17 protein-coding genes and 2 rRNA genes are annotated in these 19766 nt (G+C 70.8%); 9 read left to right on the top strand and 10 right to left on the bottom strand.

Annotated features, from left to right (window positions below):
- Positions 1-159: 159 nt before the first annotated feature.
- The 4 genes from pstB to pstS all read right to left on the bottom strand — a co-directional run bounded on the left by pstB (position 160) and on the right by pstS (position 4284).
- On the bottom strand, positions 160-936 hold the full coding sequence (gene pstB / locus GUY61_RS17435) for a phosphate ABC transporter ATP-binding protein PstB (RefSeq protein ID WP_166631099.1): 777 nt from the start codon (positions 934-936) through the stop codon (positions 160-162).
- A 40-nt stretch (positions 937-976) separates the two neighbouring features.
- On the bottom strand, positions 977-2032 hold the full coding sequence (pstA, locus tag GUY61_RS17430; protein WP_166631098.1) for a phosphate ABC transporter permease PstA: 1056 nt from the start codon (positions 2030-2032) through the stop codon (positions 977-979).
- Positions 2032-3033: a phosphate ABC transporter permease subunit PstC gene (gene pstC / locus GUY61_RS17425; protein WP_166631097.1), complete on the bottom strand. Its 1002-nt coding sequence runs from the start codon at positions 3031-3033 to the stop codon at positions 2032-2034. The genes pstA and pstC overlap by 1 nt, the downstream gene beginning before the upstream one ends.
- 120 nt (positions 3034-3153) lie before the next feature.
- Positions 3154-4284: a phosphate ABC transporter substrate-binding protein PstS gene (gene pstS, locus GUY61_RS17420; protein ID WP_166631096.1), complete on the bottom strand. Its 1131-nt coding sequence runs from the start codon at positions 4282-4284 to the stop codon at positions 3154-3156.
- 306 nt (positions 4285-4590) lie between these two features.
- Between pstS and GUY61_RS17415 the strand changes: the two genes are divergently transcribed.
- Entirely contained in the window at positions 4591-6192 is a 1602-nt protein-coding gene (locus GUY61_RS17415) for an FAD-binding oxidoreductase (RefSeq protein WP_166631095.1), read from the top strand.
- 118 nt (positions 6193-6310) lie between these two features.
- Here GUY61_RS17415 and GUY61_RS17410 read toward each other — a convergent pair whose 3' ends face one another.
- From GUY61_RS17410 to GUY61_RS17400, 3 genes are all read right to left on the bottom strand, one after another.
- Positions 6311-7024 (bottom strand): phosphatase PAP2 family protein, encoded by a 714-nt coding sequence (locus tag GUY61_RS17410; protein ID WP_166631094.1) that lies wholly within the window; start codon positions 7022-7024, stop codon positions 6311-6313.
- 353 nt (positions 7025-7377) lie between these two features.
- Positions 7378-8385, bottom strand: coding sequence for a bifunctional lytic transglycosylase/C40 family peptidase (locus GUY61_RS17405; protein WP_313896713.1), 1008 nt, complete (start codon positions 8383-8385; stop codon positions 7378-7380).
- A 159-nt stretch (positions 8386-8544) separates the two neighbouring features.
- Positions 8545-8979, bottom strand: coding sequence for an ATP-binding protein (locus tag GUY61_RS17400; RefSeq protein WP_166631093.1), 435 nt, complete (start codon positions 8977-8979; stop codon positions 8545-8547).
- A 206-nt stretch (positions 8980-9185) separates the two neighbouring features.
- Here GUY61_RS17400 and GUY61_RS17395 point away from each other — a divergent pair, with 206 nt between their 5' ends.
- The 8 genes from GUY61_RS17395 to GUY61_RS17360 all read left to right on the top strand — a co-directional run bounded on the left by GUY61_RS17395 (position 9186) and on the right by GUY61_RS17360 (position 18740).
- Positions 9186-10037 carry a helix-turn-helix transcriptional regulator gene (locus GUY61_RS17395; protein WP_166631092.1) on the top strand — a complete coding sequence of 284 codons (852 nt, stop codon included), beginning with the start codon at positions 9186-9188 and terminating at the stop codon, positions 10035-10037.
- A gap of 11 nt (positions 10038-10048) precedes the next feature.
- Positions 10049-10423 (top strand): DUF397 domain-containing protein, encoded by a 375-nt coding sequence (locus GUY61_RS17390; RefSeq protein ID WP_166631091.1) that lies wholly within the window; start codon positions 10049-10051, stop codon positions 10421-10423.
- 500 nt (positions 10424-10923) lie between these two features.
- Positions 10924-11232: a hypothetical protein gene (locus GUY61_RS17385; RefSeq protein WP_166631090.1), complete on the top strand. Its 309-nt coding sequence runs from the start codon at positions 10924-10926 to the stop codon at positions 11230-11232.
- Between the two features lie 187 nt (positions 11233-11419).
- Positions 11420-12271: a hypothetical protein gene (locus tag GUY61_RS17380; protein WP_166631089.1), complete on the top strand. Its 852-nt coding sequence runs from the start codon at positions 11420-11422 to the stop codon at positions 12269-12271.
- The gene (locus GUY61_RS17375; RefSeq protein WP_243766530.1) at positions 12261-13775 is read left to right on the top strand and encodes a hypothetical protein; all 1515 of its coding nucleotides are present in this window, start codon (positions 12261-12263) and stop codon (positions 13773-13775) included. The genes GUY61_RS17380 and GUY61_RS17375 overlap by 11 nt, the downstream gene beginning before the upstream one ends.
- Positions 13772-15331, top strand: coding sequence for an SCO6880 family protein (locus tag GUY61_RS17370; RefSeq protein WP_166631088.1), 1560 nt, complete (start codon positions 13772-13774; stop codon positions 15329-15331). Before GUY61_RS17375 ends, GUY61_RS17370 begins: the two co-directional genes overlap by 4 nt.
- 45 nt (positions 15332-15376) lie before the next feature.
- Complete coding sequence (locus GUY61_RS17365) at positions 15377-16780, top strand: ATP-binding protein (RefSeq protein ID WP_166631087.1); 1404 nt, start codon at positions 15377-15379, stop codon at positions 16778-16780.
- 1 nt (position 16781) lies between these two features.
- Positions 16782-18740, top strand: coding sequence for a type VI secretion protein (locus GUY61_RS17360; protein ID WP_166631086.1), 1959 nt, complete (start codon positions 16782-16784; stop codon positions 18738-18740).
- Here GUY61_RS17360 and GUY61_RS17355 read toward each other — a convergent pair.
- The 3 genes from GUY61_RS17355 to GUY61_RS17345 form a co-directional block, all read right to left on the bottom strand.
- Positions 18732-19292 (bottom strand): GNAT family N-acetyltransferase, encoded by a 561-nt coding sequence (locus GUY61_RS17355; protein ID WP_166631085.1) that lies wholly within the window; start codon positions 19290-19292, stop codon positions 18732-18734. The genes GUY61_RS17360 and GUY61_RS17355 overlap by 9 nt on opposite strands.
- Before the next feature lie 167 nt (positions 19293-19459).
- Positions 19460-19576, bottom strand: a 5S ribosomal RNA gene (gene rrf / locus GUY61_RS17350).
- Positions 19577-19662: 86 nt separating this feature from the next.
- Positions 19663-19766 (bottom strand): 23S ribosomal RNA (locus tag GUY61_RS17345); the annotation flags it as partial.

Genomic DNA, 19766 nt, shown 5'->3' with positions numbered 1-19766 from the left:
CCTTCCCTCCCCTCCCCTCCCCTCCGGCTCCGCCCCGGGTCCCCGGGTGGACCGGCCCGCGGAAAAACGGGCTGGGCCCGCCCCCCGGGAAGGGGGCGGGCCCGTTCGTCTTGCGGTGGCACCGCCATGCAGCACCGCAGGACGTCTGTGCTCCTCGGACTATCCGAAGCGGCCGGAGATGTAGTCCTCCGTGGCCTGTACGGACGGGTTCGAGAAGATGCGCTCGGTGTCGTCGATCTCGATGAGCTTGCCGGGCTGGCCGACCGCCGCGAGGTTGAAGAACGCGGTGCGGTCGGAGACGCGCGCGGCCTGCTGCATGTTGTGCGTCACGATGACGATCGTGAAGCGCTCCTTGAGCTCGCTGATCAGGTCCTCGATCGCCAGCGTGGAGATCGGGTCGAGGGCCGAGCAGGGCTCGTCCATCAGCAGCACCTGCGGCTCGACCGCGATGGCGCGGGCGATGCACAGCCGCTGCTGCTGGCCGCCGGAGAGACCGGAGCCGGGCTTGTTCAGCCGGTCCTTGACCTCGTCCCACAGGTTGGCGCCGCGCAGCGACTTCTCGACGATGTCGTTCAGCTCGGACTTCTTGTAGGAGCCGTTCAGCCGCAGGCCGGCCGCCACGTTGTCGAAGATCGACATGGTGGGGAAGGGGTTGGGGCGCTGGAAGACCATGCCGACGGTGCGCCGTACCGCCACCGGGTCGACCCCGGAGGCGTACAGGTTCTCGTCGTCCAGCATGACCTTGCCCTCGACCCTGCCGCCGGGCGTGACCTCGTGCATGCGGTTGAGGGTGCGCAGGAAGGTGGACTTTCCGCAGCCGGACGGGCCGATGAAGGCGGTCACGGAGCGCGGCTCGACGGTCATCGAGATGTCCTCGATGGCCCTGAAGGAGCCGTAGTAGGCGTTGAGGCCGCTGACGTCGATTCGCTTGGCCATGTGAATCACTGCTTCTTTCCGGGTCGCTGTTGGCCGCGCGTCAGCGACCGGTCTTCGGGGCCTTCCAGCGGGCGATGCCGCGGGCCACCAGGTTCAGGATCATGACGAAGGCGATCAGGGCGAGCGCGGCTCCCCAGGCACGGCCGATCGCGGCGTCGGTCCCGACCGCGTACTGCTGGAACACGTACAGCGGCAGCGAGGACTGGGCGCCTTCGAAGGGGTTCGTGTTGATCAGGTTCGTGCCGAACACCAGGAGCAGCACGGGCGCCGTCTCACCGGTGATGCGGGCCACCGCCAGCATCACGCCGGTGGTGATGCCGCCGATCGCGGTGGGGAGGACCACCTTCAGGATGGTCCGCCACTTGGGAACGCCCAGGGCGAGGGAGGCTTCGCGCAGCTCGTTCGGCACGAGCTTGAGCATCTCCTCGGTGGAGCGGACCACGACGGGCACCATCAGGATCGCCAGGGCCAGCGCTCCGGCGAGGCCCGAGGGGCCCAGTTCGAACATGATCCAGATCGACAGGATGAACAGGCCGGCGACGATCGACGGGATGCCCGTCATGACGTCGACGAAGAAGGTGACGGCGCGGGCGAGCGCGCCCTTGCCGTATTCCACCAGGTAGATCGCGGTGAACAGACCCAGCGGGGCGGCGATCACGGTGGCGATGAGCACCTGCTCGATGGTGCCGAGCAGCGCGTGGTAGATGCCACCGCCCTCCTCGGAGTTGAGCACGCCGTTCATCGAGTGGGAGAGGAAGTACCCGTCGAGTACCTCGGCTCCCCTGCTGACGGTGACCCAGGCGAGGGACAGCAGCGGCACGATGGCCAGGATGAAGCAGACCCAGACGAGGCTGGTGGCGACCCGGTCCTTGGCCTGGCGCCGGCCCTCGACCTTCGCGGTGACCGCGTAGGAGCCGAAGACGAAGAGGAACCCGGCGATCAGGCCCCACTGGACGCGGCTGTGCCAGCCGGCGGCCAGCCCGATGGCGCAGCCGAGCGCGATGGAGGCGGCGGCGATCACGGCCGGAGCCCAGCGGGGCATCCGCGAGGTGGAGAACACCGGGGCGTGCGCGGGGGTGACGGTTGCTTGGCTCATCAGGCGTTCGCCCCCGAGTACTCCTTGCGGCGGCCGATGATGTACCGGGCGGCGCCGTTGACCAGCAGGGTGATGACGAAGAGGACGAGGCCGGAGGCGATCAGCGCGTCGCGTCCGAACTCGTTGGCCTCGTTGAACTTGGCGGCGATGTTCTGCGCGAAGGTGCCGCCGCCCGGGTCGAGCAGGTGGCCGGAGATGACGAAGCTCGGCGAGAGCACGACGGCGACCGCCATCGTCTCGCCGAGGGCGCGGCCGAGGCCCAGCATGGAGGCGCTGATGATGCCGGAGCGGCCGAAGGGCAGCACCGAGATCCGGATGGTCTCCCATCGGGTGGCGCCGAGGGCGAGGGCGGCCTCTTCGTGCATCCGGGGCACCTGGAGGAAGACCTCGCGGGTGACGTTGGTGATGATCGGCAGGATCATGATCGCCAGCAGGATGCCGACGGTGAAGAGCGAGCGGGCGGGGCCTGCGCTCGTCTTGTCGAAGATGTACGTCCAGCCGAGGTACTCGTCGAGCCACTTGTTCATGCCGTCGAGGTACGGCACGAGGAAGAGCGCGCCCCACAGGCCGTAGATGATCGACGGGACGGCGGCGAGCAGGTCGACGACGTACGCGAGGGGCGCGGCGAGCCTGCGCGGCGCGTAGTGCGAGATGAACAGCGCGATGCCGATGGCCACGGGCACGGCGATGACCATGGCGATGACCGAGCTGACGACCGTGCCGAAGGCCAGCGCGGCGATGCCGAACTGCGGCGGCGTGCCCTGCGGCAGCCACTCGCTGGTGGTGAGGAAGTTCGCCTCGTTGTCGGCGAGGGCGAGGCTCGCCCGGTAGGTGAGGAAGACCGCGATCGCGGCCATGATCACCAGCAGTGCGATACCGGAGCCGCGGGAAAGGCCCACGAAGATCCGGTCACCGGGCCGGGTGACGGTCTTGGCGGGCTCCTGCGGCTCTATTCGGTCTGCCGGGGGTGGTGGGGCGGTCTTGACCTGTGTGGTGTTCATTGAGTTCTCCGGTCTGCTGAGCCGGGTCTCGGCTCATGAGAGCCGGGTCGCGGCTCCCTGGCGGCGGTGCACCGGACGGGCGGCCGGTCCGTCTTGCGACTGGACCGGCCGCCTTGTGGTTCAGGAGAGGGTCGGGATGATCTCGCGGACCTTGGCCGCGATCTCCTCCGGCAGCGGGGCGTAGCCGGCCTCGGCCAGGACGCCCTGGCCCTCCTCGCTCGCGGTGTAGTTCAGGAACGCCTTGGTCGTGGGCAGGGTCTCGGCCTTGTTGCCCTTGTCGCAGGCGATCTCGTAGGTGACCAGGATCAGCGGGTAGGCGCCCTCGGCCTTGGTGGCGTAGTCGAGCTCGAGCGCCAGGTCCTTGCCCGTGCCGACGACCTTCGCGGCGGCGATGGCCTTGGAGGCGTTGTCGGTGGTGGCCTCGACGGGCGCGGATGCGCCGGTGTCCAGCTTGACCGTGTTCAGGCTGTTGTTGGTGGCGTAGGAGAGCTCGAAGTAGCCGATCGCGCCTTCGGTCTGCTTGACCTGGGCGGCGACACCGGAGGAGCCGGAGGCGGACTGGCCGCCCTTGGCGGGCCAGGACTTCTCGTCCTCGTACTTCCAGTCGTCCGCGGCGGCCTTGCCGAGGTACTTGCCCAGGTTCTGGGTGGTGCCGGACTCGTCGGAGCGGTGGAAGGCCTGGATCTCGCTGGACGGGAGCTTCGCGTCGGGGTTCAGCTTCTTGATCGCCGCGTCGTCCCACTTCTTGATCTTGTTGTCGAAGATCTTGGCGATCGTCGGGGCGTCGAGGACGAGGTCCTCCACACCGGAGACGTTGTAGGCGATCGCGACGGGGCCGCCGACCATCGGCAGGTTGACGCCCTGGCCGCCCTTGCAGATCTTCTTGGACTCCTCGACCTCCTCGGGCTTGAGCGCGGAGTCCGAGCCCGCGAAGCCGGTGGTGCCCTGGAGCCACTCCTGGATGCCGCCGCCGGAGCCGATCGGCTTGTAGTTGATCTCGACGCCCTCGCAGGCGGCCTGGAAGTTCTTCGCCCAGACGCCGACCGCGTTCTCCTGCGCGGAGGAGCCGGAGGCCAGGAGCTGGCCCTTGGCGTCGTCGCACTTGATGTTGCCGGCGGCGGCGGACGACTCCTTCTTGCCCTCGCCACCCTCGGTGTTGTCGTCGGACCCGCACGCCGAGAGGACCAGGGCGCCGGAGACGACCAGGGCGCCGATGGCGGAGGCGCGAAGCCGGTTCTTGCGCTGAAGCATCTTAGTCGGGTGTTCCTTCCAGGAGCCGCCGTTCGTCTGCGCGGCGTGCAAGTGTTGGTGGGTGCGATTCCGTTTCCCGCTCCGACTCGCACCCGGTAAGGCCGAAATTAGGCAGAACAGGTGAAGCCGCCTGTGGACGCGAGTGAACGGAAGGTGAACCTCGACGTACAACCAGGTTCCCCGTACAAGGTCAGGAAACCCGTGACCCTGCCGTGACCCGGACGTGTCGCCTCCGTGTCGAAACCAGCGTTTCGGACACGACGGAACCCCGCGACCCCGCACACCGTCCCTCTGCGGGGAGGTGTCATGAACAGGCGGACACTGCTGAAGCGCGGTACCGGCCTCGCGGCCGTCGCCGCGTGGACGGCGGCCTGCGACGGGGAAGCCGGCCCGGCGGCCGGTCCCACCGGCAGCGGCAGCCCCACCAGACCCGTCCCCTCCCGTCCCACACTAGGCGGCAACGGGAGCACCCGGCCTCCCGGAACCGCCATCCCCTGGAACGCCCTCGCACAGGGCCTCGGCGGAAGTCTGCTGCGGCCCGGCGACAGCGACTGGACGACCGCCCGCCGGCTGTACAACACACGCTTCGACGCGCTCAGACCGGCGGCCGTCGCCTACGTCGACGGTCCGGACGACGTCCGGGAGTGCCTGGCCTTCGCCCGCCGCCACGGCACCCCCGTCAGCGTCCGCGGCGGGGGCCACTCCTACGCGGGCTGGTCCAGCGGCGACGGACGCCTGGTCGTGGACGTCTCGCGCCTGTCGCGGATCGGCCGGCCCGGTTCCGAGGTCGCCGTCGGCGCGGGCGCCCGGCTCATCGACGTCTACCGCTCCCTGGCCCGGCACGGCCGCACCGTACCGGCCGGCTCCTGCCCCACCGTCGGGATCGCCGGGCTCGCCCTGGGCGGCGGCCACGGCGTCGTCTCCCGCGCCTACGGCCTGACCTGCGACTCCCTCACCGGCGCCACCCTGGTCACCGCCGACGGCCGTACGCTGCGCACCTCCGCGACCGAGCACCCCGACCTGTTCTGGGCGCTGCGCGGCGCGGGAAACGCCCAGTTCGGGGTGGTCACGGAGCTGCGCTTCCGTACGCACCCGGCGCCCGACGCCGTCTCCGGAAACCTGACCTGGCCCTGGTCGAGGGCCCGGGAGGTGGTGGCCGCCTGGCAGGAGTGGGGGCCTTCGCAGCCCGACGAGATCTGGTCGGCCCTGCACCTGTCGGCGGACCCGGGCGGCCCGCCCCGGCTGTCCGTCTCCGTCTGCTCCCTCGGCACGTACGGCGGACTGCGGAACGCCGTGGACCGGCTGGCCACCCGTACCGGCGCCGCGGCGTCGGGCGTCAGCCTGCGCCGCCTGAGCCACGCCGAGGCGATGGACCGGTACGCGGGCTGCGCCTCGCTCGACGAGGAACGGTGCCGGCTGCCCGGCCGCACCCCCGGCCGCGGCCCGCGGGGCGCCCTGGAACGCGAGACCTACGCGGCCCGCTCCGCCTTCTTCGACCGCTCGCTGTCCGCCGCCGGGATACACACCCTGCTGAACCGCGTCGAGTCCTTCACCGGACCGGCCCTCGGGCGGGGCGACCAGTGCTCCGTGGCGCTGACCGCGCTGGGCGGCGCGGTCAACCGGATCTCCCCCGGGGCCACGGCCTTCGTGCACCGGCGCTCACGGATGCTGGCGCAGTACCTCGTCTCGTGGCAACCGGGAACCCCGGGCACCGCGGGTACGGCCTGGCTGGCCGCCACCCACGACGCGATGCGGCGCCACGCCTCGGGCGCCGCCTACCAGAACTACACCGACCCGGCGCTGACCGACTGGCGCACGGCGTACTACGGCGCGAACGCGCCGCGCCTCGCCGTGGTCAAGAGGAAGTACGACCCGGACCGCTTCTTCACCTTCCCGCAGGCCCTGTGAGCGGCCTCCGGCAGCGCGCGACCACCCCGGAAGCGGGCCCGGCCGGGGCGCGGACCCGCCGGTGACACACCGGACCGCCGGACTCGGCACTCAGGCGGCCAGGTCCACCGGCGGCCGCTCAGGCGGCCAGGTCCTTGTCGCGGGCCCCCTCGGGGCGCGGGCCGCCGGGGAGTCCCCAGGCCGCCCCCTCGGACTGCGACACCGGGCGGCGCCGCCCCTCGGCCCGCACCAGCCAGCCGACCCGCGGGGACCGCGCGACCGCCGTCATGAGCGGGGTGAGGAGGGCCTGTGCCGGCGGGGCGAGCAGCAAGGTCACCGCCGTGCCCAGCGCGAAGCCGCCGATCACGTCCGTCGGGTAGTGCACACCCATGTAGACCCGGCACAGCCCTTCGAGGAGGGCAAGCCCGATGCCGATGAGGCCGATCCTGCGGTGGGTGATGAAGAGGCCCACCCCGATGGCCATGGCCATCGTCGAGTGGTCGCTGACGAAGGAGAAGTCGGTCTTGCCGGCCACGAGCACTTCCAGGCCCCGGTGGTCGACGAAAGGTCTGGGCCGCTCCACGAAGCCGCGGATCGGGATGTTGACGAGCAGCGCGATACCGGCCGCGAGCGGTGCCCACACCAGGGAGGCCATCGCGGCGGGCGCGTCCTCCCGGCGGCGGACGGACCACCAGCACCACAGCGACACCACGACGAGCCCGAGCATGATCCCGTACTCGCCGACGTACTCCATGACACGGTCGAACCAGCCGGGGGCGTCCTTCGCCAGTCCGTTGATGTCATACAGCAGGCTGACATCGGGGTTCGACCCATCGATTGCGAGCCCAGCCATCCGCTGCCCCTTTGCCCTTGCCTCGTCGTCCGCTTCCTGCGCGCGCCCGTCCTCGGGCACACGTTCTCACCAACCCCCGTGGCCAGCCTTCGTCAGTGCGGTGCAGTACGGCTCAGTGCATGGTCAGTGCTCATTGCGCGGTCTTGCCTGGTGCTGATTCCCGCTGTCCCACAAGGGAACGCCCTGTCCGGGACTTTCCGTTCCGGTCTCTACCGAACGATCACCATGACGTTACCGAAGAGAGACACGTCCCCGCAGCTCAGACGCCCTTGAGGAACGAAGACTTCCGGCCACCGCGCGCCCGGCGCACGTCGGGGAGCGCTTTCCCGCACCTGGGGAAATATCCCGATCTGTCAGGCTTCCGACTCGGCCACGGGGAGCGCTTTCGCGCCATCCTCCGTGACCCGGGTCGCGCCGAAGTAGTCCGGCGTATCGATCTTGTCGAATCGGATCACCGCACCGGTGTACGGCGCGTTGATCATGTACCCGCCACCGACATAGATGCCGACGTGCCGGATGGCCCGCGAATCGGTCAGGTCGTCCGAGAAGAAGACCAGGTCTCCGGGCAGCAGCTCCTCCCGCTTCGGGTGCGGTCCGGCGTTGTACTGGTCGTTGGCGACCCGCGGCAGCTCGATCCCCACACTCTCGTACGCCGCCTTGGTCAGCCCCGAGCAGTCGAACCGCCCGCCCTGGTCCGGCGTACCGTTGCCGCCCCACAGATAGGGCGTCCCCAGCTTCTCCTGCGCGTAGTGGATCGCGCCCGCCGCCTGCTCCGTCGGTCTGACCCGCCCGACCGGCGCGGCGAAGCTCTCGGCGAGCGTGGTGATGATCTTCACGTAGTTCTGAGTCTCGCGGTACGGCGGCACGCCCCCGTACTTGATGACCGCGTAGGCACCCGCGTTGTACGCCGCGAGCATGTTCTCCGTCGGGTCGCCGGGGGCGTCCTCCACGTACTTCGCGAGCTTGCAGTCGTACGAAGCCGCCGACGGGATCGCGTCCGCGGGATCCCACACGTCCCGGTCCCCGTCGTTGTCCCCGTCCAGCCCGTGCGCCGCCCACGTGCCGGGGATGAACTGCGCGATGCCCTGAGCCTGCGCGGGGCTCTGCGCCTTGGGGTTCCAGCCGCTCTCCTGGTACAGCTGGGCGGCGAGCAGAGCGGGATTGATCGCCGGGCAGAGGTTCCCCCACTTCTGCACCAGCCCCTGGTACGAGGCCGGCACCGCCCCCTTCGCCAGCCCGACCGCACCGGCGGCACCGCCCGCGATGTCGGCGGCCGCCATATAGGTCCCGACGACGAGCAGCCCGACGAAACTCAGAGCGGCCCCGGACGCGCCGGCCGCGACCAGCCACCCCTTACGCACCGTCAACCACCCCTCCACGCCCAGCACTCGGCGGAACCCAGTTTATGGGCGCGGCCCCCGGCGCGGGGGTGCGCGCGCGGGAGCACGGCGGGTGCACGGCATCACACCTCCGGTGGGCGCGGGCGAGACTGCGGGCGCCGCGTCGGGCGACCCTGGCCCCTACGACCGCCCGCACTCGACCCAGAGCAGCTTCCCGCTCCGCCTGAACACCGCGTCCGTGAACGGGTACGCGCCCCAACTCTCCGCGTACTCCTGCACGAGGAGCAGGCCCCGCCCGGATTCGGCGGTGAGGGGTGGCGCGTCTACCTGGCCACGGCGGAAGGGGGCCGGGATGTGGGGATTGCCGTCCCAGACGGAGATGCGCAGGCGGTTGCCACCCAGACCTCGAAGCCGCAGGCAGTAGGGGCCGTCCGAGTACAGGTGCGCATTGGTGACCAGCTCACTGGCCAGCAGCTCCGCCGCCTCGGCGACTGCCCCGCCTCCCACCCCGTGCCGGGCCAGCACGGTCCGGAGCGTCGAGCGGGCGACGCCGGGGGCCCGGGGATCCTGTGGCAGGTGGAGGGCGTACGCCCAGGGCGGGGATACGGTGGCCATGGTTCTCCTATCGGTTCAGTGCGGGAGGGAAGTTGGTGCTCGTACCGCCGCCCCGGTGGCTTGTCCCGTCGTCACGGGATGCACTTCCTGGCGGGGAGCGCCCGAGAGAGAACCTAGAGGGTCCGCAAATGTAATTTGCGAGATAGCAAGAAGCTCCATCCGTATGAGTGACGACTCGATTCGGCGTGACACCACAGGAGTCCCAGATGACCGCGAGGCCCGCACCGACGGCCCGCCGCCTCCGGCTCGCGGCGGAGCTGCGCAAACTGCGCGAGCGAGCGGGGATGAACGCGACCGAGGCGGCAGCCGCGCTAGGAACGAGCCAGGGTCAGCTCAGCAACGTGGAGTCCGGCCGCTTCGGCGTGAGCACGGACCGCGTGCGAGCCATGGCCCGCGCCTACTCCTGCCAGGACCGGGAGTACGTCGAAGCGCTGGCCGGCATCGCGTCCGACAAGACCCGCGGCTGGTGGGACGCCTACCGCGACGTGCTGCCGCCGGCGCTGCTCAGCCTCGCCGAGCTGGAACACCACGCCACCGCCCTGCGCATGGCCCACACCTCGCACGTGCCCGGACTGCTCCAGACGCCCGCACACGCGCGCGAGATCTTCCGGCACGCCATTCCCGCGCTCACTCCCCCCGAGGTGGAGCACCTGGTGTCGTACCGCATCAAGCGGCAGGACGTGATCTACCGGGCGAACCCTCTGCCGTACCGGACGACCATTCACGAAGCGGCTCTGCGTATGAAGGTGGGTGGTCGTGACGTCGCACGCGCACAGCTCCAGCACTTGCTCGACATAGGCGAGCGGGACCACATCAGCATGCGCGTGCTGCCGTTCGACGTGGGCGCCTTCCCCGGTTCCGGGCAGTCCATCAACTATCTGCACGGGCCGGTCCCGAAGCTGGACACCGTGCAGCTCGACCAGTTCCACGGCCCCGTGCTGCTGGACGCCGAAGCGCACCTGGACACGTACCGACGTCTGCTCGACACCGTCGAGAACGCGGCTCTCGACCCCGGGAAATCAAGGGACCTGATCCTGAGCATCGCCAAGGACCTCTGAAGGGAATCCGCATGCCCGCTCACGAGTGGCTCAAGTCGTCCTTCTGCCAGACCGGCGAGGCGTGCATACACGTCACCCGCACCGACGAGGGCTCGATACTCCTCACCGAGTCGAGCGACCCGCACCGCGCCGTGCTCTCAGCCTCCCCCGCGTCCTTCGGGGAGTTTCTGCGGGCCCTCAAGGCCGGGCAGGAGGCCGGGCAGCGGGCCGGGACCCCTCGCATCGAGGTCGCGGCCGGCCCCGGTGACACCGTCCGGGTCCGGGGGCGGGGCGGCCGCCCGGAGGGCGGCGAGGTCACCACGACCCGGCCCCAGTGGGCCGCCTTCGTCCGGGGCGTGCGGGCCGGTGAGTTCGACCGCCTTCTGGACGAGCCCGCACCCAGCTGAGCATCGGGCCCGGCCCCCGGCCCCCGGCCCGGGAATGCCAGAGATCACCGGCCGCCGACGCCCGGTGCGACGGCCCCGCTTCCATGCGCCCCCGCGCCCCGGCGGGACGGTTCGTCGCCCGGCGGGGCATCAGATCCTGTCCACATGCCGGACTCTGAGTCCCTCTCAGCGCATGCGACCGTAAAGGATCGGTCAAAGTCCACGGCACCTCAGCGGCCGGGTGCGCCCGCCACGCGCCCACGAACACCCGTACGGGAGACGAACGGAGGGCGCACGGGACGCGCACAGAGCCACGTCGTGCGGGGTCCTGGGCCGCCCGGCCGTCAGTCATTGCCGGGGGTCACGCCGCGTGATACACAGAGTGACCATACGAATGCACCAGTGAATGACGTCAAGTCGACATACGCCGACGGCATCGTCGGTGACAATAGGGCTGACCTCTGCACACCGCAGAGGCCTGACGGCTTGACACGAACAACCCATTAGGGGCGGTGAGTTACATGCTTCTGGCAGCCGAAAAGGGCGACATCACCACCATCATCGGCGGGATCGCCCCGGACTGGGGTCCCTTCGGGAACCTGGGCAACGAGGCACGCGTGATGATCGAGGTCGTGATGGCGGTCGCCATCCTGCTCTGTCTCGGCATCGCCGTCTGGGGCGCCGCCAAGCAGCGCATCGGCGCCACCGCCCTCCGGGACACCTTCAGTGCGGAGCAGGGCAAGGGGCTGATCGTCGCCGGCCTGACCGGTGTCTTCATCATCGGTTCACTCGGCACACTGTTCACCATCGTCTACGGCATGGCCATCTAGCCGGACGCCCGCGCTCCTCGTCCGGCGTACCCGGCAGCCCCGATCCTCCCGTCCGTCGCGCCCACGACCGAGGTTGCGTCTCCCCCATGTCCCTGATGCCGAGTCACCACACCGTGCCCACGCGGCAGCCCGCGGGGCTACCGTCGTACTGCGCGGTTCAACCATGGGTCGAGAGGGCGTGCGCGGCATGAGTCCGGCCGATGACGGCTACAGCGAGTACGGGGAGTACGGCGATCCCTCCGGAGCGGGCGGCTCCGGCCAGACCCGTACCCGGATGCCGGAGAGCAGAGCCGACGCGCTCACCGGTTCCCGGCGCCCCGCACGCTCCACGCGCGGACTCGTCACGGTCGTCGGTGTCGTCGTGCTGCTGATTGCCGCGATCGCCTTCGCGAATCGCGGCGGCAGCGGCGGAAGCGAGGGCTCCGGCACGGAGGGTGACGGTGCGAAGGGACGGCCGACCGCCCCGACCGGCGAGAGGCCGGTGGACTCCAAGAGCGGCGGCATCCCCTCCGGATTCGCCCAGACCGAGCAGGGCGCCCAGAGCGCCGCGGCGAACTACGCGGTAGTGCTCGGCTCCGACGGCATGTTCAACGGCGGCCGTCGGCACGGCATCGTGCAGACCGTCGCGCACCCGGACTCCGTGGACCGGCTCCAGGACGAGTTCGACGCCGCCTACTCCACCGAGTTCCTGGAGCAGGTCGGCCTGGACGAGGACGGCGCCGCCCCCGTGGACTCGACCTTCGTCAGCCGCACCCTGCCCGCCGGCACCAAGATCAAGGCGTACGGCGACGGCGCCGCGGAGGTCGCCGTCTGGTGCAACAGCCTCTTCGGGCTGACCGGCGAGGACTCCACCAAACCGGTGACCAGCAGCTGGTTCACGCTGACGGTGAAGCTGAAGTGGAACGGCTCGGACTGGAAGGTTCTCGAAACCGGCCAGCAGACAGGACCGACCCCGGTGACGGGTGACAACCCCGTCTCCGGGTCCGACGAGATCGCGGACGCAGTCAATGAGTTCGGAGGGTTCACTTATGCCAGGTAGCCCCCGACGCCCGCTCGCCGCGCAGGCCGCGGGCGCGCCGGCCGCCGTACGGGACGCAGCCGCACGAGGCGCCTGCGAAGGCGCCACCACCGCGGCCGCACGCGTCCCCGGTCGCGCCACGGCCGCACTGCCCACCGGTGCCGCCACACGGGCGAGGCGCCCCGCCGCGGCCGCCGCGCGCCTCCCCGTGACCGCCGTACGCGCCGCCACCGTCGCCCTCGCCGGCGCCGTGGCCACCGTCGCCCTCGCCGGCACGGCCGCCGCAGCCCCGAGCCCGGACCCAGAGACCAGCCCGAGCCCCGGCCCGTCCGCCACCAAGGACGGCTGCGACCTGATCATCGGCGAGGCCAGGAAGTACTGCGAGTCCGACGGCGGCGAGGGCGGCGGCGCCCGTAACGCCCCCAGCGTCACCGACACCCTCGACCCGCTGTCCTCCCTCGGGAAGGGCTGCGCGGACGCCGCCGCCTGGGTCGTCGACACCCTGGCCAAGGCCGTGACGGAAACCGCGGAGGTGGACTTCACCAACACCACCTTCCTCGGCCAGTACGCCGTGGTCTTCGCCGCCGCCTCCGTCCTGACGCTGCTGCTGTGGCTGCTCGCCGTCGCCAAGCGGGCCATCCGCGGCGTGCCGCTGACCACCGCCATCTCCGAGGCCGTCGGCTTCCTCTGGCTGACGGTCCTGGCCTCCGCCTTCACGCCGCTGATCCTCTACACCGTGGTCTCCGCCACCGACGCGGTCACCGAGGTCATCGCCAAGGGCACCGGCAACGAGACCGACGTCTTCTTCGGCGGCTTCAAGGAGGCCCTGGAGAAGGGCGACAGCATCGGCGGCGGCCCGATCATGCTGATCGTCGTCTCCCTCGTCACGATCCTCGCCGCCGGCATCCTCTACCTGGAGCTGTTCATCAGGGCGGTCCTGCTGTACGTCGGCGCGCTCCTCGGCGTCGTCGTCTACGCCGGGCTGGTCGACAAGAACATGTGGGGCCACGTCCGCCGCTGGGCCGGAATCATGATCGCCGTGATCCTGGTCAAGCCGGTCATCGTCATCGTGCTCGGCCTGGCCGGCGCGCTCGCCAACGACGACGGCCCGAACGCCACCTCCGCCGTGGTCACCGGACTGGCCATCATCCTGCTGGCCATCTTCGCCTCCGCGATGATCTACCGCTTCGTCCCCGGCTTCGGCGACGAGATCGTGGCCGCCCGCAGCAACCGCAAGCAGGCCACCGACGGCGCAAAGGCCGCGGCCGTCATCAGCTCGCCCGCCGCGCTCGTCTCCCAGGGCATCAAGACGCACAGCAGCCGGGGCGGCGGATCCTCCTCGTCCTCGTCCCAGCCGAGGCCGGCCAACGCCGTCTCCGGCGGCGTGGCGGCCCACAGCGGCAGAAGCGGCGGCGGGACCGGCGGTGTCGTCCCCACCGCCGCGCCCCCGTCCGCCCGCAGCAGTACGACCACGCACAGCTCACGCCCCACGGGCGGCAACGGCACGGGAGGTGAAGGGCGTTGACGACCCAGTCCCACACGATGCATCCGGTCACGCCCCGCCGGACGTATCTGATCGGCCGGGCCAGGCCGAACGCGATCATCGGCAAGAACCGCGAGACCGGCGAGATCGGCCTGATCATCGCGGGCGCGTTCCTCGGCATGATGAGCGGCCTGCTCATCCCCGTGCTCGCGCCGCGCATCCTCGCCCTCACCGGCTTCCCGATGCTGGCCCTGGCCGCCGTGTACGTCCCGTACAAGCACCGCACCTTCTACAAGTGGTTCGAGATCAACCGCAGCTACAAGCGGACGCTGCGGCGCGGCGCCACCTACCGCAGCTCCGCCGTCGAGGCCGGCACCCGGCTCGACGGGCGTGAGGTCGAGGTCGGCCCGCCGCCCGGCATCGGCCGCATCAACTGGCTGTCCGCGCCCTTCGGCCCCGACGAGATCGCCGTCCTGCTGCACGCGGACCGCAGAACCGTCACGGCGGCCATCGAGATCGAGGGCCCCGGCGTCGGCCTGCGCGACAGCGAGGACCAGGAGGCCCTCGTCGACCGCTTCGGCACGCTGCTCAAGCACGTCGCCAACGGCGACGGCTTCGTGACCCGCCTCCAGATGCTGGCCCGCACCCTGCCCGCCGACCCGGACGCACACGCCAAGGACGTCGCCCAGCGCGGCGACGCCACCGCGCCCGGCTGGCTCAAGGACTCCTACGACCAGCTCCAGTCCATGGTGTCCACGTCCAGCGAGCAGCACCGCGCCTACCTCGTGGCCTGCATGCACTACAGCCGCGAGCTCGCCGCCGAGGCCGCCGCCGTCGCCCGCGCCGCCCGCACCGCCGGCGGCCGCAGGCTCGACAAGGACGGCGGACTCGCCGTCGTCATGGCCCGCGAGCTCACCGACATCTGCGCCCGCCTGGCCGAGGCCGACATCCGGGTCCGTCAGCCCCTCGGCCAGAGCCGGGTCGCCTCGCTCGTGCACTCGATGTACGACCCGGACCACCCCATCGACCACATCCAGGCGATGTCCAAGCGCAACGCCTGGCCGGCCGAACTCGACGCCACCCAGCCGACGTTCCTCCAGGCCAAGACCCGGGAGTCGTCCACCCGCGAACCGTGGTGCCACGCCACGGCCTGGGTCAAGGAGTGGCCGATGACCCCTGTCGGCGTCAACTTCCTCGCCCCGCTCCTCGTCCACACCCCCGACGTCATCCGTACGGTCGCCGTCACCATGGACCTGGAGCCCACCGAGGTGGCCATCGAGCGGATGCTCACCGAGAAGACCAACGACGAGGCCGAGGCCAGCCGCGCCGCCAAGATGAACCGGACCGTGGACCCGCGGGACCTCGCCGCCCACGGCAGGCTCGACCAGCGGGGTGAAGATCTCGCCAGCGGTGCGGCCGGTGTCAACCTCGTCGGGTACATCACTGTCTCGTCGCGTACACCGGAAGCGCTCGCCCGGGACAAGCGCACGATCCGCGCCTCGGCCGGAAAGTCGTACCTGAAACTGGAGTGGTGCGATCGCGAGCATCACCGGGCGTTCGTCAACACACTGCCCTTCGCGACCGGTATCCGCCGCTAGCCATGCATCCGACGCCAGAGACGACCGACGATTAGGGGCCCCGCCGTGCTCGATCCGCTCTCCGCCGTCACGGATGCCTTCACCTCCTTCCTCTTCGGCAAGGTGGAGACCACCCGGCTGCCCGTCCGCACCTCCACCGGCCAGGCCCAGGCCGTCTACCTTCCGACGGCCGCCCCGGGCCTCGGCGACTCCGGCGTGATCATCGGCCGCGAGGTGTACAGCGGCAAGGGCTACATCTACGACCCCTTCCAGCTGTACGGGCAGCAGCTCCCCGCCCCGCACTGGCTGGTCCTCGGCGAGTCCGGCAACGGCAAGTCCGCGCTCGAGAAGACGTACGTGCTCCGGCAGTTGCGCTTCAGGGACCGGCAGGTCGTCGTCCTCGACGCCCAGGGTGAGGACGGCGTCGGCGAATGGAACCTCATCGCCGAGGAGCTGGGTATAACGCCGATCCGCCTCGACCCGAGGGCGGCCCTGGACAGCGGCATCAGGCTCAACCCGCTCGACCCCGCGATCACCACGACCGGCCAGCTGGCCCTGCTCCGTACGATCATCGAGGTCGCCATGGGGCGCGGGCTGGACGAGCGCTCCGGGTTCGCGCTGAAGGTCGCGCACGCCTACGTCACCGAGACGATCACCGAGCGTCAGCCGGTCCTGACCGACATCGTGGAGCAACTGCGCCACCCCGAGCCCGAGTCAGCCGAGGCGATGAACGTCGACCTGGACGACGTACGGGCCTGGGGCCTGGACGTCGCCCTCGTCCTGGACCGGCTGGTCGACGGTGACCTGCGCGGCATGTTCGACGGGCCGACGACCGTGGGCATCGACCTGGACGCACCCCTGATCGTCTTCGACCTGTCCCACATCGACCGCAACTCCATCGCCATGCCGATCCTCATGGCGATCGTCGGCGTATGGCTCGAACACACCTGGATCAGGCCCGACCGGAAGAAGCGGATCTTCCTGGTCGAGGAGGCCTGGCACATCATCAACTCGCCCTTCGTCGCCCAGCTCTTCCAGCGGCTGCTGAAGTTCGGCCGCCGCCTCGGCCTGTCCTTCGTGGCCGTCGTCCACCACCTGTCGGACGTCGTGGACGGAGCGGCCGCCAAGGAGGCCGCGGCAATCCTCAAGATGGCCTCGACGAGGACGATCTACGCCCAGAAGGCGGACGAGGCCCGGGCCACCGGGCGGGTGCTCGGCCTGCCCCGCTGGGCCGTCGAGATCATCCCCACGCTGACGCCCGGCATCGCGGTGTGGGACGTCAACGGCAACGTCCAGGTCGTGAAACACCTCATCACCGAGGCGGAACGCCCCCTCGTCTACACCGACCGCGCCATGACCGAGGCCTCGCCCGAACTGGACCTGGCCGACATCGAGGCGGAAGCGGAGGCCGAGCAGCGTGCCGTGTACTTCGAGCGCCGACTGAACGATTCCGAGTCCACGGTGGCCTGAGATGAGCACGAGGGACGGCCACCACGGCACCGGCGCACCGGAACGCGGCATTCCCGACGGGTTCCTCGTCGCCCTGATCGCCTTCCTGCTCGGCCTCACCCTCCTCGTCTGGACGGCCACCGGCCTCGCCGCCTGGTTCGCCCACGGGGCCTGGCCGGGCACCATCTCCTTCGCCCGCACGCCGCTGGCCGTACGCCACCTCGTCGCCAACCCGCACGACCTGGCGGGAGCCTGGCCCGACACCGACCCGGGGCAGCTCTCGGGCTACGGCCTGTTCTGGGGCATCTTCATAAGTCAGCTCCTGGTCCTCCTCGTCGTCGCCCTCTTCGCGATGAGCACTGTCGCGAGCTGGCGCGCCCGAAGAGCCGACCGCCGAGCGGGCGGCGGCGGCCCGGCGGGAGACGGAGCGCCCAAGGGGCACCGAGGGCGGAAGGGCACACGCGGCAGGGCGAGCACGGGCCAGGGCCAGGGCCAGGAGCAAGGCCACAGCGGCCCGGAGCACAGCGGACATCCTGCCGCCGTGGCGGGCACACCGGCTTCTCACGGCTCGCAGGGCGCGCAGGGCTCGCAGGGCGCGCAGGGCGCGCAGGGCGCGCAGGGCGCGCAGGGCCCACAGCAACCGGTCCACCCTGCCGGGAGCCCGACGGGGGCCCCTGCAGGGCCGACAGGAGGGCCCGCCGGGGGGCCACCGGTGCCCGGCACGGGGCCCGGCACCGGCTGGGACCAGCACTCGACGGCCACCATGCCGCACGCCGCCGGGACGACGAGCCCGGGAGCGTTCCCGCCTCCCGCGGGACCGGCGAGCGCCGCCGCCACGGCTCCGGTCGCCCCAGCCGCCCCTGGGCGGAACCAGCACTCCGGTGCCCCCCGGTCCCCGGTGGGCACCGCTCCCCGGTCCGACGCCGTCGGCGGCCCGTCCGCCGGCGGACCGGGACCGGAGGCCTACGGACCCGCCCTGTCCGGCGCCGTCCCACAACCGGCGGACACCCGGGGCGCGGCCTGGGCCGGAGTGCCCGGCCCCCGTACGACATACGGCGTGCGGTACGGCACCGAACACCGGGCGGCTACGGCGGCACAGGCCCTGCGCGACGCCGAGGGCGCCGCGCTCGTCGTCACGTCGGCTCCCTCCCTCTGGGCGGAGACCAAGGACGCGCGCGGCAAGCTCGGCCCTGTCCTCCTCTATGACCCGGGGCACCTGTGCGACACGCCCGCCCGTCTCCACTGGTCGCCTCTCCACCGGTGCGAGACAAGAGAAGTCGCCGCGGCCCGCGCCGTCGCCCTGCTCGCCCCCGTCCGCCCGCAGGCGCGCATGGACGCCGCGATGGCCGACACCGCCGAAACCCTGCTCCGCTGCTGGCTGCACGCCGCCGCCGTCGACGGCCGCCCGTTCCGGCAAGTCCACCGCTGGGCCCAGGGCGGCGGCACCGTTCACGAGGCCGTGCGCGTCCTGCGCACACACCCCAAGGCCGCCGCCGGCTCCGCCGGGGAACTCGAGTCGGCGCTCACTGCCCACCCAGAACGCCGGGAAGTCGCTCAGCAGCTCGTCAGCCGCGCCCTGAACTCGCTGTCGTCCGTCCACATCCGCGAGGCCTGCAATCCAAACAGAACGGATTCCCTCGCCCTGGAATCTTTTGTGGCTGAAGCGGGCACCCTTTATCTGGTGGGTGAAGCCATCGAGGACCCCCGTACCAACCCCGGCGCGATGCCGCTGCTCACCGCACTCGCCTCAAGCGTGGTCGAGCACGGCCGCCGCATGGCCGCACGGTCATCCGACGGTCGGCTCGACCCACCACTTACCCTCGTCCTCCACGACGTCGCGGCCGTGGCCCCGCTGCCCCAGCTTCCGGAGCTCCTCTCCTCGGGACAGGCGCAGGGCCTTCAAACGCTGGCCCTGCTGAGGTCCGAGGAACAGGGCCGGGCCCGCTGGCCGCAGCGCCCCCTCACCACCCCGTCACCGTGAGGGGCGGCCGACGGCGAGTTCGTACTCCTTCGCGGCCGGGTCCCCCACCATGGGGACGGCGACGCCCGTCCGGATGAAACCCGCCTTCCGGTACAACGCCTCGGCGCGCCCGTTCCTCTCGTGCACGAACAGCCGTACGCGCTCCAGCCGCGGGTCCTCCAGCGCCCACGCCCAGTCCAGCGCGGCCCGGAACAGCTCCTCGGCCAGCCCTGTCCCGCGGTGTTCCGGCCGTACGTAGACCCCGACGGCCTGGGCCTGGGGCTGTCGCACCTCGTTGCCGAAGTAGTCGACGCCACCCGCCTCCTCCACGAGCAGGGTCACCGAGCCCACCCACGCCCCGTCGGCGGTCTCGGCGATGAACTGACGCGCCGCCGTACCGCCCGCACCGCGCTCCGTACGGGCCCGCCAGGAGGCTTCCGGCAACTCGGCGGCCTGCTGCACCGTCTCCAGGAAGGCGATCGGCGCCGCCGGGTCCTCAAGGGCCGCCAGCCGCAGCTCCCTGACCTTCCGCCATTCGCCGGCTCGCACGGCACGCACCACGTGTTGTCCCATCCCCCGATCCTCGATGGGACGGTGAGCCGCGCGCAAGGCAATACCCCCACCGCGGCCTGCGGAATGTCCGGCCGGCCGTTACGAGGCGGGACCACGCCCCCGGCGCATTTCTTCCCTGAAACGCGGAAAAGCCCCGGGCACAAGGCCCGGGGCTTCCCGGAATAATTGTTCGGCGGTGTCCTACTCTCCCACAGGGTCCCCCCTGCAGTACCATCGGCGCTGAAAGGCTTAGCTACCGGGTTCGGAATGTAACCGGGCGTTTCCCTAACGCTATGACCACCGAAACACTATGAAACACTCAACCGCACACCCCAGACCATGGGGCGGGTCGTTCGTGGTTTCAGAACCAACACAGTGGACGCGAGCAACTGAGGACAAGCCCTCGGCCTATTAGTACCGGTCAACTCCACCAGTTACCTGGCTTCCATATCCGGCCTATCAACCCAGTCGTCTACTGGGAGCCTTACCCCATCA

Source organism: Streptomyces sp. GC420 (assembly GCF_009916105.1).
Classification (GTDB): Bacteria; Actinomycetota; Actinomycetes; order Streptomycetales; family Streptomycetaceae; genus Streptomyces.
Note: the sequence above shows the minus strand (reverse complement) of the source record. Positions and strands in the feature narration are given on the sequence as shown.

Excerpts from the sequence above, each read along its gene's own strand:
- pstB (WP_166631099.1), bottom strand. The coding sequence starts at position 936 with ATGGCCAAGCGAATCGACGTCAGCGGCCTCAACGCCTACTACGGCTCC.
- pstA (WP_166631098.1), bottom strand. The coding sequence starts at position 2,032 with ATGAGCCAAGCAACCGTCACCCCCGCGCACGCCCCGGTGTTCTCCACC.
- pstC (WP_166631097.1), bottom strand. The coding sequence starts at position 3,033 with ATGAACACCACACAGGTCAAGACCGCCCCACCACCCCCGGCAGACCGA.
- pstS (WP_166631096.1), bottom strand. The coding sequence starts at position 4,284 with ATGCTTCAGCGCAAGAACCGGCTTCGCGCCTCCGCCATCGGCGCCCTG.
- GUY61_RS17415 (WP_166631095.1), top strand. The coding sequence starts at position 4,591 with ATGAACAGGCGGACACTGCTGAAGCGCGGTACCGGCCTCGCGGCCGTC.
- GUY61_RS17410 (WP_166631094.1), bottom strand. The coding sequence starts at position 7,024 with ATGGCTGGGCTCGCAATCGATGGGTCGAACCCCGATGTCAGCCTGCTG.
- GUY61_RS17400 (WP_166631093.1), bottom strand. The coding sequence starts at position 8,979 with ATGGCCACCGTATCCCCGCCCTGGGCGTACGCCCTCCACCTGCCACAG.
- GUY61_RS17395 (WP_166631092.1), top strand. The coding sequence starts at position 9,186 with ATGACCGCGAGGCCCGCACCGACGGCCCGCCGCCTCCGGCTCGCGGCG.
- GUY61_RS17390 (WP_166631091.1), top strand. The coding sequence starts at position 10,049 with ATGCCCGCTCACGAGTGGCTCAAGTCGTCCTTCTGCCAGACCGGCGAG.
- GUY61_RS17385 (WP_166631090.1), top strand. The coding sequence starts at position 10,924 with ATGCTTCTGGCAGCCGAAAAGGGCGACATCACCACCATCATCGGCGGG.
- GUY61_RS17380 (WP_166631089.1), top strand. The coding sequence starts at position 11,420 with ATGAGTCCGGCCGATGACGGCTACAGCGAGTACGGGGAGTACGGCGAT.
- GUY61_RS17375 (WP_243766530.1), top strand. The coding sequence starts at position 12,261 with ATGCCAGGTAGCCCCCGACGCCCGCTCGCCGCGCAGGCCGCGGGCGCG.
- GUY61_RS17360 (WP_166631086.1), top strand. The coding sequence starts at position 16,782 with ATGAGCACGAGGGACGGCCACCACGGCACCGGCGCACCGGAACGCGGC.
- GUY61_RS17355 (WP_166631085.1), bottom strand. The coding sequence starts at position 19,292 with ATGGGACAACACGTGGTGCGTGCCGTGCGAGCCGGCGAATGGCGGAAG.